We start from the raw sequence: 13313 nt of genomic DNA, 5'->3' as shown, positions 1-13313 counted from the left end.
AATATAAGGGCAAACGCGCGCTCGAATTCCATATCCTTTATTATTGCTTATGGCCTTATTGCGTACTGTAAACGGTTTGAACAGAATCCACTTTTAACCGGCTTTTTAGCCAGGAACGAATCCTGAGTTGGTTTTTTGTTCCCGGAACCGCAGAGAATTCGGCCCTGAATAGCGTCAGGGTATCCATGCGCTGGGTATCGAGTCTGCGGCTAATGATATTGGACAGGGAATAGCTTTTGATTTCAGGAAACAGCGCAATAAGTTCTGTCCTGATATCCGGCAAGGGCCTCACTAACTTATCAGCTTTAATTGTTTTTCCAGGGCCGTTTTCTTTTTTGAAGACATCTTCCATAATACTGGCTTTAATCTGGGAGAAGTCTATCTCCTGCCTGGCGTTAAGTCCTTGCCTGATGTGCAAGGTAGTGCCTTGCAGCTTATACTTTTTTAAGTTGTTTTTGATGGCATTTATGACTGTTTGGGGAAGTTCAGCTCCAATGAGCAGGAGATCTATCTCTTTTTCACCCTCTGAATAAATCAGATTTTTATTGATAACCTGCGTAGTTTGAAAGTTGAACTGTTCGCGAACAAATCGCTGTGCATTATTTTCAAAGATACTTTTCTGGACTATACCATAGGCAAGGTAAATACTTGGAATGATGGTAATTAATACGCTAATAAGAATGTATCTGGATACCCTTTTTTCAACCCCCGGGTCTTCGAAGTGTTTTTTGTCAAACTTCAAGAATTTTACAATCAAATAGGTGGAGATGCAAATGAATAAACTGTTGATGAAAAACAGATAAAGTGCGCCAAAGAAAAATGGCCAGTTACCCACGGCAAGGCCATAGCCCGCGGTGCAGAGGGGAGGCATGAGTGCAGTGGCGATGGCTACGCCCGGTATTACATTACTTTTCTCTTTTCTGGTGGCTGCGATAATTCCGGCCAGCCCGCCGGTAAAAGCGATGAATACATCCCAGATGGATGGGGTCGTCCTGGCTAGCAGTTCACTTTGCGCCTCATGAAGCGGGGTAATGTAGAAATAAATGGTCGATGTAACAATGCTGATTATGGTAGCAATGAGCAGGTTTCTTCCCCCTTTTTTGACGAGCTCAAAATCGTTTGTTCCTATGCCCAGGCCTATGCCCATAATCGGACCCATCAGGGGCGAAATTAACATCGCTCCAATGATTACCGCTGTGGAATTTACGTTCAGCCCGATGGATGCAATGATGATAGCAAAGATCAATGTCCAGACCGGGCCGCCAACAAATATGGAGTTCCTTGATATCGATTCTACCACCTCGCTTTCTTCGGCCTTATCAATATGCAGGTTAAAACGATTTTCGATAAAAGCCTTTAGGGCACCACGCACATCGTCTGTTTTTTTTTTCATAAACCTTTGTTGTAATTGGTTATTTATTGTATGATGACTATTTCGCGATGCGTTTGAGGACAATCGTTCCTGAAATTCCTGCAAGGACAGAGGCAATCAATATCCCGTATTTAGCCTGAGTGATAAATACCGGGTTCTTGAACGCCAGTCCGCTAATGAACAGCGACATGGTAAAACCAATTCCAGCCAGTAGCGCAACTCCGGCGATATGTTTCCAGTTTGCCCCTTCAGGCAGGCTGGATATCCGGAATTTGACCATGATCCAGCAAAAAAATAAAATGCCTGTAAATTTACCAATGATAAGCCCCAGGGCAACACCAGTTGAGACTGGATTCATTACAGAACTTAAAAAATCTCCGGTAATCACAATGCCTGCATTGGCCAGCGCAAAAAGTGGCATAATGCCAAACGCCACCCATGGATGCAGCGCATGTTCTATGGTTTGCAGGGGTGTTTCAGCGGCCATGCTTAAGGTTTTTACTTTCTGAATGGTTTTATTTTGAAGCGGTGTGATAAGGGTTCCCCGTTCAGGGATATCCACTTCAAAATCATAAGAAAGTTTTCTTAAATTACTGGAGTAAATCTGTTCATCGATTCTGGTCACCGCAGGAATGGTAAAGGCCACCAGTACCCCGGCAATAGTGGCATGGACGCCAGAGAGTAAAAAGCCAATCCAGACACAAATGCCAAGCACCAGATAAAAAACTGTACTTCTGATGCCGATCCTGTTTCCCAGCATAAGCAGTATCAAAAATCCTTCACCGATGGCCAGCGGCACAAAATTAATCTGGTCTGTATAGAAAAAAGCAATCACCAGGACCGCGCCCAGATCATCAGCCACAGCTAAAGCTGATAGGAAGATTTTAATGGAAACGGGAATATGTTTGCTGGCCATGGAAAGGAGGGCTAATGCGAAGGCAATATCTGTAGCCATTGGAATTCCCCAGCCATGGGCAGCATCCGTACCTTTATTGATAAAAAAATAAATTGCAGCCGGAACCAGCATTCCGCCAAGCGCAGCGGTCATCGGGAGTGAGGCCTTTTGAAGCGAAGAGAGTTCTCCTTCCATAAATTCCCGCTTGAGTTCCAGGCCTATTACAAAGAAAAATATAGCCATTAACCCATCATTGATCCAGATGTGCAAAGGATGACTAAGCAGAAATTTGTCAAATCCTACGCTGAATTTGATATGCCACAAGTGCTCATAAAATTTGTGAAAGGGAGAATTCGCCCAGGCAATTGCGATGACCACACTGATGAGCAGCACAATTCCACTAGTGTATTCCAGATGAATGAAGCGGCTCACCGGCGCCATAATCTTTTCGATTGTTGTTTTTTTCATACCCCTCAAAATTTCAAATATACATTTTTAAAGAAACTATAGGTTTCATTGTGCGTTATTATCTTACTTTACCGAAAACGGATTCAGATAATATGAATAGAGCAAATGACATCCTGCGGAAAAAAAATATACATCATTATTCTCCGCTCAGACACCAGAGCGGGGAAACTTTTTGATGTAGTATTGCTGGTGTTGATACTGCTCAGCATCCTTTCAGTTTTTCTGGAAAGCGTCAGCGCAGTGCGGGAAAGGTACTATCAGCTCATACATATACTGGAAAGGATATTTACCATTTTATTGACCTTAGAGTATCTTCTTCGCATATATGCGAGCCATAAACCACTTCGCTATATTTCAGTTTTTACGGAATAGTGGATCTGATTGCCTTTATTCCAAGCTACCTAAGTCTTTTCCTTTTAGGAACGCAATACCTCGTCGTGATGAGAGCCTTTCGGCTGCTCCGTGTATTCAGGATACTTAAGCTCACCCAGTTTCTTTATGAAGGTAATATTCTAAAAAAGGCACTAAGGGCAAGCCTGTATAAAATTGTCATGTTTCTTTCCAGCGTAATCACCCTGGTGATAAGGAGCTTGGAGGAAATTGCACGTCACAGAGGGTATCCAAAGATGATAAGGGTTGATAATGGGCCAGAATTCATTAGTGCAAAACTGGATATTTGGAGCAAGGAAAATAAGATACAACTTGTATTCATCCAGCCTGGAGAGCCTACGCAGAATGCTTACATCGAAAGACTGAACGGAACTTTGAGAAGGGATATATTAAATGCATATGTGTTTAAATCCATTCAAGAAGTAAGAACAATAACTGAAGAATGGATGAATGTTTAAATACCAACTGGTTCCTATCGATGGATGATGCTAAAAAGAAAATCAAACTATGGCGTGAGGAATATAACTCTTTCAGGCCACATAGCTCGTTAGATGGTTTCACTCCGAATGAGTTCATTGAAACATTGAATATAACTCCCAATTCTCTGGTTTCAACTGGCTAGTTTTTCGGGGGGACGTCACTCTAACGAGTAGATTTCTAACTCCTTTAGGAAAGTTGTTGCGATGGAGAACAAATTATACAAAATTCATGTTGTTTGCATTAATTACCCTATCTCGATGGAAAAGAATGAACAAACTATAAAAAAAGTAAGTGACGAAGAAATAGAAAAATTTGCATCAGGCGTTGCAGAAACCATCTGGAGCGATACTGGTACTCCACATTATGTAATTAAGGATGAATTTGATCTCGATGAATTTGCTGTTTTAGCCAAAAGAACCCTCGAAGCAGAGCAGTTAATTGCGCATGATTTCAGCAGTTTCGTGGTTAATGCTTCCGGCCACCGTGCGGAATTTGAATATAAATCAGGCTGGTTTTTAGAAGGCCTTGCAGACGGCGAAATTGAATAAAACAGGCGCCTGGGCGTACAAACCAATTTATTTGACCCCTTTCACTAATTTTTAATTATCTGTAAATGTTTCGAACATACTGTGTTGTAATATGTTTTTAACTGGCGAGACTGGGTGAATCTACTACGGTTTAACCAGGACATTAAAGTTTACGATAAACTGATTGGAGGTCGATATCTGTACATTGTAACCGGGCTTGAGCTGACCATTTTGCATGTGGTCATCTTTCATCCGCATGAAAGTTGCATCGGTATTTGTTTTGCTTAAGCTGTTCCGTTCCCCCAACATTGCCTCACTACGCTCATATTCTGCTTGTTTTTCTGGATATTCTTTGGTTACTTATTTCAGTTTCGCATTAACCTTTTTGTCCAGATCCGTTTTTTCTGACAGCACTGCATTGAGCGTATTCACTGTCTGCTGTACTTTTTTCGTATCAATATCCGTAAAATCGGGTGGCTCAGGTAAGCCATCCTCGACCTTGGCAACGCTCTGGGCATATTCCCAGATGTCACTCAGGGCTTTCTTCATCTTTTCCTTGTTTGTCTGGATAGCCTTTTTCCACACAAAGGTATATCTATTGGCATTGGCCTCTATCTTGGTGCCGTCTGTATAAACCTCCGCAATACTTAACAGCCCTTCTTCAGCCAACAGCTTAACAACCTATTCAAACACGCTGCGGAGCGCGTCCTTAAGGCGGACACTGCGAAAACCATTGATGGTATTGTGGTCAGGATAGCTCATTCCGCTCAGCCGCATAAAGTTGATGTTCTCTTTGCAGGCTACCTCCAGCTTTCTGCTGCTATGTACATTGCTTATATATCCATATACCAAAACCTTTAAAAGCATTTGTGGATGATAGCTCGAGGTATCCTTGATCTTATAAGCATCCAATAGTGCCTGGATTTAGGTCTTTCAACAATGTCATTTACAATACGCCGGGTGGCCTTTTGCCGCAAGCTAGTCCATAGTTGGAGGAATAGCCATCATCTGGGACTGATAATAGGGCTTAAAAACAGGTTTTTGGGTAGCCACGAATCTCGATTATGTATGCATAAACATCTGAAAATCACTACAATAAATCAAATAAAAACCTAAAAATAAATGTCTCTCTAACAAAAAAAGGACTGCCTTTTTGAGACAGTCCCGTTTAAGTTTTAAAATGACGTTTAATGTGCCTTTTCACAATAACAAATTGATATCAGGTCAACCCAGCAATCTTTTTCCAATGTTTCTTAATGACTTTAGTTGTCCTGCTGAAATTAATTTTTAATGACTGGTTATTTTCGACAAATAAATTCACTCCCAAATTAGGGCTATCGAAAACGTAATGCATGACTACAACGAGTATGCATCTGAGATAACTATTTAACTAATTGGATTTTCCTTAGATTTCTCAAAGTTAATGTCAGAAACAGTATGGTGAGCAAACTCAATGATGCCAATCTTTTCCAATCTTTAATGGTACCTGGTGTAAATGCCTCAAGTTTAGTGGAGCTTACCTTCGTAGTTTCGATACCATTCTCCAAAAAAATTGCAGGATAAAACTGTAGTCTGGTTTTCTCGTGAAAAGATCGGTATGCCTCTTGAAAAGAGAGATGAGCATTTAAATCTGTTCCGGCAACCTCATTGATGCCCAATTGAGTTTGAACGGTTGGTAGAAAAAGTGCTGCAATCGAAGTAAAATGCTGCCTTAGCTTAAGCTTTTCGACTACTGATTTTCTGCTTTCAAAAGCCTGATCATCGCCCATCTGCTGCATGCCATAATACCAAAACCAGCTAAACGTCTTATCAGCGGGAAATGGATATTGCTTCAATTGAGGGTAATGCTCAAAAAATGGTTTCATGGTTACTTCTTTTGGCATGTCCCATTTTTCATGGTAGCCCTCACGCTGATTGATCACATTTTGCAACGCTTCGGGAACTGAATATTTCTGGGTTAGTACCAGATTCAAACTGGCGGGCAATACCACACATAATAATACCCACAGGGCAACCAAAACGGAGGCGTTGTAGCTGGAAGACTTGCTTAAACTAACCACAAAAAATGACAAGGCAAACCAAAAGGCAAGGTACAGCCAGATAATAACGGTTACTGCAAACAAATTTTGATCAATCGGCAAATGAAGATAAAGTATGGCGGCTAAAAACAAAACGATAGAACTTAAGTAAATCGTCATCATCCTGACCATAAATTTTTTCCAGATTAATTTCGAAAGTTGGTTAGTCTGGGATTTCAAGAGTGGCCATATTCCCGACTCCCGCTCTTCAGCGATTAAGTTGTACACTAGAGCAATAATTACCAATGGAAAAAGATAGATGAACACGAAACTCAGATCCATATTGCCAAATAATAAGCTCACAGGATTGCTGATTTCGGTATCATAAAGTTGGCCTTCCAGCGCCAGCATTGTGGCAGAAATGAGGTATGGATTTACATCCCGCTGGCCATTGGCAAATGCTGCCCATGGCTGAGGTACATTGGCCATTGAAAATTTATTGTGGAAAAAGAAAAGGCCAATGTCATTGCCAAAATGTTTCACATTATTTTGGGTATTCTTCTGCTGGAGCAATGCGGCCTTTTCTATTGCCTGGTTTTGCTTATCGATAAAGGTTTTGCCAAAATACAAGCCAGCAGTTCCGGTAATCAGCAACACCAATATGCCAATCCATGCTGAAGTACTCCTGAAAAAAAGTTTGAATTCTAAATTATAGGTATTTTTCATTTTGCTAAACTGTTTTGATCCAACGAGGGGAATATTGAAGTAAAAGAATAACCATTACTAGCCAAAGCGCCAGGGCAGTAAGAGCAACGCCTTCCTGACGCACTACTTTACCGTAAAACTTAAACTTATAATTAAAATCGGGCTGTTCTGCCCAGTTGGAGCGGCTGATGGAAAGCGGTTTGTCGTGTTCATCTGGCTTCTCATTACTGATTTTATCAATTTGAAGCTTGTTCATTTTTTGCGCCAATCCATAGCGATAAGCTTCGGCCTGATTCTGGAAATCTACGAAAGTCTCAAAATCTGAAGCCGTTAAAGCCATTGATACCTGTTTTAATGCCAGGTATGGATTGAGCAAGGCTACCATAGCGGTAATGCTGTTTTGCCGCTGAAATTTCTCGTTCAGTTTTTTTTGGTGAGCGGAATAGATGCCTGAGGTAATCCGTTCTCCTTCTGCCATAATGAAGCCGCCATAATTAAAAGGCAGTTTTTTCACGTCATCTACGCGGTAAGCTTTGAGCAAAGAATCTTTTATTCCGGCATAGTGAAGGTCATTCGCATCATGACTATCACCTTGCTTTTGAACATCGGAGGCAATCTGGTCCAAAAATTCAAGTTTGGATGGAACCGGAAAAATCCTGTTCCCAACGGCCTGTGTAATCCTCGGAACGATGATGATCAGCACAATCCAGGCAGCAAGCAGCGTAGTTAATACTGTTCTGGAGCTTTTTGAAAATGCAGAAACCAAAGCGGTTATCGCCACGATGATGAAAAAATATGCGGAGTAGCAGATAATCAATATCAGTAGCCTAATGGCCGAATCTCCGCTTACTGCCCAATCGCTTAAAGATGCCCATAGCGATATGGTCAATAAAATCAGCGGAATAAACATGGAAAGTACTACAGCTAAAATTCCAAAGGTTTTACCCCATAAAAGTTTTTTCCAGGTTACTTTTTGACACAGTAGAATTTTCAGCGTTCCTGATTCCCTTTCTGCAGAAATGCTATCGTATCCAAGAAAAATAATCAGCAGTGGAACAAGAAGCTGCAGCACCATGGCTACGCTTATTTCTCCAAATCGCAGCATACCGTTAGAAAAACCAGCTTCGCTAAAATTGACCGTATTTTGTTTGTGTGCCTCTAGGAAAATAGAAACACCGGCAAAACTTTCTATTCCAAAATCGAAAAAGCTCAGTTCATGCTTTTCCCTGAAAGCAAGATATCCGTAATGGGCCATCCGGTGTGGATGTTTGTCTGGCTTGGCCAGCCACTGCGCCCGAACAAGTTGTTTGTAGTGCAGGCGCTGGCTATTTTGCGATTTAAAATTCTGCCATCCAACATAGGTTGCCAGGCAAAGTGAAAGGCCGAGAAGAACCGCTAAGGCCAAAGTAGCCCGATTGGCTATTATATTTTTGTAGCTTTGCCGGGATATGGTAAAAACAATATTTTTCATTAAATACGATAAGTTATATTAAACATCACATTTCTTGGTGTACCTGGAAAAAGACGCAGGTAATTTTGTGCACCCACCCAATAGGTTTTGTTCAGGATGTTGTTGAGGTTCATAGAAATTTGCACTTTGGATGTATTTGGTGAGTAATAAACTGCAGCATCAACCACGGTATAAGCAGGCAGCGTAAAATCTCGGATGTAAAGCGGCAGTTTGTTGCCGCTATACTGTAGCCCTGCACCAAAACCCAGGCCTTTAAGTTTTGCCTGGCGGAGATCATACCTTGTCCAAAGGCTTGCGCTGTGCCTTGGCGTATTCTGAACGCGTTGACCGGTGATTTGGGGATTAAAATCCGCTGTTAAAATAGCATTTACATAGCTATAGCCAATATTAAACTGCCAGTTATCTTTGATGAAACCCGAAGATTCGATCTCAATCCCCCGGCTTCGCTGAGCGCCTCTTTCGATAAGACGATTGACGTCCAAAGGATCATTGGCGTTCATAAGCAGGTTTTTCTGGTTGATTTCAAATGCGGCAACATTAACCATCAAATTTCCATCGAGCCATTCTGATTTGATGCCGAATTCACGAAGATCACTTTCCAGTGGTTTGAAATTTGAACCGGAAGGCGGAGGAGTGATGACCAGCGAAGAGGTATTGCCCTGTGGCTGATAACCCTGCAGATAGGTTGCATAAGCATTTATCTGTGGATTAATGCGGAAAGTTGCGCCCAGTCTGGGAAGCAGTTTCGCAAAGTTTATTTTCTGCTCGGTAGCCAGCTGATAATTGGCATAATCTTCATACCATTCCTGCCTTAAACCCAAGGTAATTGTAAACCGGCCTACTGTAGCCTGATCCTGAAGATAAACAGCATTTACCAGATAGTATGCCGGTGCGATTTCGGTTTTGGAAAAGGTATAATCGCTTAGGCTTTTAAGTGTATAGGAGGGATTAAGCAGGTTGAAATGTTCTACATTTGGTACAGGCGCATTTACACCATTGACAATGCTAAACTGATAAAGATTTTTTTTTGCTGCATCATATCTGGGCGTTACCGTACCATCTTTCAAACGGTATCCCTGTGCGGTACTCGATCCACCACCGCGAAGTTTTTGTGTGCTGATGCGATCGTAGCCGGCAACAATATGATGCCTAACACCGAAACTATTAGCTGAAAGAGAGAAATATGGACTCAAGTTTTCTGTACTAAACTTTTGTTGTCTCTGTACGGCAATCATTCCTGCCAGACTGCGAATCGGCTGGCTATTTTCGTCGAGGGCAAAGGCATTGTTTGTGCGGTGCTCTACCAGGTCTTCGTTCCAGTCCTGTTTCATGTAAACTAAATTGATAGATAGGTTTTTACTTAGCTTATGAGAAAAGTTGGCCATCAGCATTACATCACGCGTGTTAAACTTATCATTGCTGGCGCCCATATTAAAGCGGATTGGTGTGCTGCTTAGATCTGTCTGACCGGCTGTGGCACCAAAAATCGCTTGCCCGCGATCAAGCCTCGAATCACTATTGTTAACCACCACTTCAATACTTAAACTGGTTTTCTCATTTGGGATATAGGAGAACGAAGGTGCAATGATATAGCCTTTCCTGAACTGGAGATCGCGAAAGCTTCTACTGTTTTCATACCCGACATTAAGTCTGTACAATAGGGTTTTGCCCTCATCCATGGGGCCTGTAAAATCAAGGGCACCACGGAAGGTGCTAAAGCTACCGCCTGAGATGCTGATTTCACGGCGTTTTTGAGGCAAAGGTTTTTTGGTTACCAGATTAATACTTCCTCCAGGATCTACGCTTGAAAAGGTAGCGCTTGCAGGTCCTTTAATCACCTCAATTCGCTCCAGATTACTCGTAAGTGGCTGGTTGAAATAATTTTGGCGGGTACGCATACCATTGATAATAACGCCCTCTTCATTCTGATTAATTCCGCGGATAGCGAATTGATTGTAAAAGCTGCTTTGTGATACACTCGTTACGTTTTTAATGGCTTCAGATAGCACACCCGCCTGGCGATCAGCAATTAACTCTTTGGAAATTGTAGAGATAGCCTGTGAAATATCCTTGTTTAAACTCGCTGTTTTAGTGGCAGAAAAGGAGTAGTTTCCATAGTATTTTTTATCGTTAGTGCCTACTACTTCAACGGTTTGGAGCTCCTGGTTGGTGGCATCAAGCATTATTGGATCTTTGATTAAGCTATCAGCCAATGCAGTTTTAATATTTGCCTGGTAAGTAGTAAAACCCAGTGCCGTTACGCGGAGCTGATATGTGCTGTTTTTCTCCAACGTAATAGAAAACACACCTAGTGTATCGGTACTGGTAACTAAATCTTTATTGTTCTTGTTGAAAAGGAGTGTTGCACCCTTAATCGCTAGGCCCGTTCGGTCGGTCACCTTTCCGCTTAGTTTCGATTGCGCATATGCGGACGGTAAAACGGCCAGCAGCAGAAGTGAAATAAAAACGAATTGCAGGAAATAGCCTGATTTATTTATGTGATACATCTTAAAACTTTAAATGGTTTGCAGGTACAGTTTTTGAAGATCAGTCGCAGATATTTCGTTTGCTTTAAGGGTATGAATCAGTTCTCCCTGTTTCATAATCCCGATATGGGTCGCGATTTCCACTGCATTAAAAATATCATGAGTAGCCATCAGTATCGAGCGACCTTCATTTGCGAGTTTTTTAATCAGCAAACTAAATTCGGCAGTTGCTTTAGGATCAAGGCCGCTTGTGGGTTCATCCATTAGAATAATCTTTGCATCTTTTGCGACAGCGATGGCTATCCCAACCTTTTGTCGCATTCCTTTACTGAATCCGTTTAAGCGCTTGTGGTGGGCAGCTTCTTGTAATCCGCTTTCACTTAGTAATGATTGGAGTTGACTGCTGCTATAGTTAAAACCAGCGAGTTTTGAAAAATAATCAAGGTTCTCTGTAGCACTCAAATAGCCATAAAGCATCACAACTTCCGGAATGTAGGCGAGATGTTGTCTTCTTAACTCATCACCAGAAGATACAGACTGTTTATTAATTAATATTTTGCCTTCAGATGGCTCTATAAATCCCAGAAATAAATTGATGGTGGTGGTTTTTCCTGCCCCATTCTGGCCAAGCAAGCAATATACTTCGCCTGCATTAACAATGAGGTTTAGGTTTTTCAGGGCACGGTAGTCCCCATAGTTTTTAGAAAGTGAGATAGCTTCAAGCATAAAAATAATTATTAACGCACAGGCGAATGCCATGCATTTGTTAAATCGAAAAAATAAAATGAAATAATTAGCCTTTTAGAAGTTAGGCGACTAGAGCGGGCGGGCCTTTATTGGCTGCAGAGAGAATATAATTATCCGTATGGCCGAAAAGGTAGCCGAAAATATGCCCAGGATATTTAGCTGTTTTTAGTGATAAAACCGGAAGATTCGGCGAATCAAAATCGTGCGACTGATTTTTGATCAGCTCGCAAAGTTTACAATTTGCTTTGGCTATTGAATACTTGAACAACAGAGAGGTTTTTTCTTTATTGTGAACACTTTGTTCGAGAACTTCCTGCTCATGGTGGTGTAAACCTTGAACTAATAATGCACCCACAAACAAGATCAGTAGCAGAAATGCCCTTACTTGAGGTTGAAAAAACTGGTGATATGTGGTGAATGAAATTGCCAATTGCAGCAAATATACATTTAAAAAAAATTGATCAACTTATTTCGGGAAATTAAATAAGTGGTGGGTGATAATATTTGCCGGAAGATTTTACCGCAGGCATATTATCTAAACATTTTGGATAGTTTTAGTAAAGTCTTCGTTTTTGAGACATTTGTCTCGTTGCGATAAGTTGAGAATATAAATTTATTAACTGAAAGGAAGATATAAAGCTTGCATGAATACTTTATTTTTGTGAGACAAAAATTCATTAAGAATTCTTGGCACTTAAAAAATCCGCTGTTTAATGATGGTATGGCTATATTTAAATAGCTTTTTGTTTATTGATCATTGAATATCTATTTTAGGCTTATATCATCTTATCTTAGATTTATTCAATTAATATGAAAAATGCTTTATTAGCAATTTTTGCCACCATCATTTTTTTCGATTTTTCCTCTGCGCAATCTGTTTCTGATCCGCTGAAAACATCATTTGTAACAAGGGATATAATAAACTTTTGGGAAGCATTTGATAAGATTGATGCTGATCCACAGTCCAACTCTTTTGAATACATCTATTTAAAACAGGGTTCCGCTGGTGTGCAAGCATTTACAAAAGGCAGAATAGAAAATGCAACGTCTTTGATCAACACAGTTCGAGAACGGAAGAATGACTATGAAAAAACCAGGCTGAACAGCCTAAAAATGTTGGACAACGAGAAGCAATGCCGTGCGGCATTTATGGCGTTAAAATATCTTTATCCTAAAGCAGTTTATCCCAATGTGTATTTCGTGATTGGTAGATTTAATTCTGGAGGACACTCTAATCCAAAAGGCTTAATTATAGGAGCCGAAATGATTCAATCAGCAACAGTTCCCTATATGGTTGCCCATGAACTCATCCACTATCAACAGGATAGTATTCCCAAGAAAAGCCTAGATCTACTGGCTGCTTGTATTAATGAAGGTAGTGCTGATTTCATAGGAGAACTTATTTCCGGTGGAGGGCCAAATAAACAGACACATAATTATGGCAATGCTAATGAGGCAAAATTGTGGTTGGAATTCAAGGAAATTATGGATGGTAGGGAGGATAGCCATGATTGGATGTATAACTATAAACCTAAAAATGGTTATCCTCCTGATCTAGGTTATTGGATTGGATATAAAATTACAGAATCCTACTACAACAAGTCCTCCAATAAGAAAAAAGCTATTTCAGATATCCTTCACATAAAAGACTTTAGAAAGTTCCTGGATGAAAGTGGATATGCGTCAAAGTTTAAATAAGATGTGCTATCAACATCCGCTGGTTTTTTTAGATTGCTTTTTTTGTCTATCAACAT

General features: G+C 40.8%; 14 protein-coding genes. 5 read left to right on the top strand and 9 right to left on the bottom strand.

What is annotated here, in order from left to right; genetic code table 11:
- Positions 1-55 precede the first annotated feature (55 nt).
- Both LUA86_RS07205 and nhaA read right to left on the bottom strand, forming a co-directional pair.
- The gene (locus LUA86_RS07205; RefSeq protein ID WP_231459932.1) at positions 56-1393 is read right to left on the bottom strand and encodes a TIGR00341 family protein; all 1338 of its coding nucleotides are present in this window, start codon (positions 1391-1393) and stop codon (positions 56-58) included.
- A 37-nt stretch (positions 1394-1430) separates the two neighbouring features.
- On the bottom strand, positions 1431-2735 hold the full coding sequence (nhaA, locus tag LUA86_RS07200; RefSeq protein WP_231459931.1) for a Na+/H+ antiporter NhaA: 1305 nt from the start codon (positions 2733-2735) through the stop codon (positions 1431-1433).
- A 105-nt stretch (positions 2736-2840) separates the two neighbouring features.
- Between nhaA and LUA86_RS19300 the strand changes: the two genes are divergently transcribed.
- The 4 genes from LUA86_RS19300 (at position 2841) to LUA86_RS07190 (ending at position 4153) form a co-directional block, all read left to right on the top strand.
- On the top strand, positions 2841-3107 hold the full coding sequence (locus tag LUA86_RS19300; protein ID WP_370634327.1) for an ion transporter: 267 nt from the start codon (positions 2841-2843) through the stop codon (positions 3105-3107).
- Positions 3107-3583, top strand: coding sequence for an integrase core domain-containing protein (locus tag LUA86_RS19295; RefSeq protein ID WP_370634326.1), 477 nt, complete (start codon positions 3107-3109; stop codon positions 3581-3583). Before LUA86_RS19300 ends, LUA86_RS19295 begins: the two co-directional genes overlap by 1 nt.
- Positions 3568-3747 (top strand): integrase core domain-containing protein, encoded by a 180-nt coding sequence (locus tag LUA86_RS19290; RefSeq protein WP_370634325.1) that lies wholly within the window; start codon positions 3568-3570, stop codon positions 3745-3747. Before LUA86_RS19295 ends, LUA86_RS19290 begins: the two co-directional genes overlap by 16 nt.
- Before the next feature lie 61 nt (positions 3748-3808).
- Positions 3809-4153 carry a hypothetical protein gene (locus tag LUA86_RS07190; protein WP_231459929.1) on the top strand — a complete coding sequence of 115 codons (345 nt, stop codon included), beginning with the start codon at positions 3809-3811 and terminating at the stop codon, positions 4151-4153.
- A gap of 339 nt (positions 4154-4492) precedes the next feature.
- On the opposite strand, the gene LUA86_RS07185 is transcribed toward LUA86_RS07190, so the two are convergent.
- From LUA86_RS07185 to LUA86_RS07155, 7 genes are all read right to left on the bottom strand, one after another.
- A complete protein-coding gene (locus LUA86_RS07185; RefSeq protein WP_231459928.1) occupies positions 4493-4801 on the bottom strand; it encodes a hypothetical protein in 309 nt (102 codons plus the stop codon).
- 12 nt (positions 4802-4813) lie between these two features.
- Positions 4814-5044: a transposase gene (locus tag LUA86_RS07180; RefSeq protein WP_255713387.1), complete on the bottom strand. Its 231-nt coding sequence runs from the start codon at positions 5042-5044 to the stop codon at positions 4814-4816.
- A 470-nt stretch (positions 5045-5514) separates the two neighbouring features.
- On the bottom strand, positions 5515-6876 hold the full coding sequence (locus LUA86_RS07175; RefSeq protein ID WP_231459927.1) for a DUF3526 domain-containing protein: 1362 nt from the start codon (positions 6874-6876) through the stop codon (positions 5515-5517).
- Between the two features lie 4 nt (positions 6877-6880).
- Positions 6881-8326 carry a DUF3526 domain-containing protein gene (locus tag LUA86_RS07170; protein ID WP_231459926.1) on the bottom strand — a complete coding sequence of 482 codons (1446 nt, stop codon included), beginning with the start codon at positions 8324-8326 and terminating at the stop codon, positions 6881-6883.
- Positions 8326-10833, bottom strand: coding sequence for a TonB-dependent receptor (locus tag LUA86_RS07165; protein ID WP_231459925.1), 2508 nt, complete (start codon positions 10831-10833; stop codon positions 8326-8328). The genes LUA86_RS07170 and LUA86_RS07165 overlap by 1 nt, the downstream gene beginning before the upstream one ends.
- A 9-nt stretch (positions 10834-10842) precedes the next feature.
- A complete protein-coding gene (locus LUA86_RS07160) occupies positions 10843-11538 on the bottom strand; it encodes an ABC transporter ATP-binding protein (protein WP_231459924.1) in 696 nt (231 codons plus the stop codon).
- A gap of 82 nt (positions 11539-11620) precedes the next feature.
- A complete protein-coding gene (locus tag LUA86_RS07155; protein ID WP_231459923.1) occupies positions 11621-11989 on the bottom strand; it encodes a hypothetical protein in 369 nt (122 codons plus the stop codon).
- 380 nt (positions 11990-12369) lie between these two features.
- Here LUA86_RS07155 and LUA86_RS07150 point away from each other — a divergent pair, with 380 nt between their 5' ends.
- Complete coding sequence (locus LUA86_RS07150; RefSeq protein WP_231459922.1) at positions 12370-13257, top strand: DUF2268 domain-containing putative Zn-dependent protease; 888 nt, start codon at positions 12370-12372, stop codon at positions 13255-13257.
- Positions 13258-13313 lie beyond the last annotated feature (56 nt).

Source organism: Pedobacter sp. Leaf132 (genome assembly GCF_920984695.1).
In the GTDB taxonomy this organism is placed as follows: Bacteria; Bacteroidota; Bacteroidia; order Sphingobacteriales; family Sphingobacteriaceae; genus Pedobacter.
The sequence above is the reverse complement of the archived record's forward strand: the minus strand, read 5'-3'. Positions and strand labels throughout refer to the sequence as shown.

Coding starts and splice junctions, on each gene's coding strand:
- LUA86_RS07165 (WP_231459925.1), bottom strand. CDS start 10,833: ATGTATCACATAAATAAATCAGGCTATTTCCTGCAATTCGTTTTTATT.
- LUA86_RS07205 (WP_231459932.1), bottom strand. CDS start 1,393: ATGAAAAAAAAAACAGACGATGTGCGTGGTGCCCTAAAGGCTTTTATC.
- nhaA (WP_231459931.1), bottom strand. CDS start 2,735: ATGAAAAAAACAACAATCGAAAAGATTATGGCGCCGGTGAGCCGCTTC.
- LUA86_RS07150 (WP_231459922.1), top strand. CDS start 12,370: ATGAAAAATGCTTTATTAGCAATTTTTGCCACCATCATTTTTTTCGAT.
- LUA86_RS19290 (WP_370634325.1), top strand. CDS start 3,568: ATGGATGAATGTTTAAATACCAACTGGTTCCTATCGATGGATGATGCT.
- LUA86_RS07175 (WP_231459927.1), bottom strand. CDS start 6,876: ATGAAAAATACCTATAATTTAGAATTCAAACTTTTTTTCAGGAGTACT.
- LUA86_RS07160 (WP_231459924.1), bottom strand. CDS start 11,538: ATGCTTGAAGCTATCTCACTTTCTAAAAACTATGGGGACTACCGTGCC.
- LUA86_RS19300 (WP_370634327.1), top strand. CDS start 2,841: ATGACATCCTGCGGAAAAAAAATATACATCATTATTCTCCGCTCAGAC.
- LUA86_RS07190 (WP_231459929.1), top strand. CDS start 3,809: ATGGAGAACAAATTATACAAAATTCATGTTGTTTGCATTAATTACCCT.
- LUA86_RS07170 (WP_231459926.1), bottom strand. CDS start 8,326: ATGAAAAATATTGTTTTTACCATATCCCGGCAAAGCTACAAAAATATA.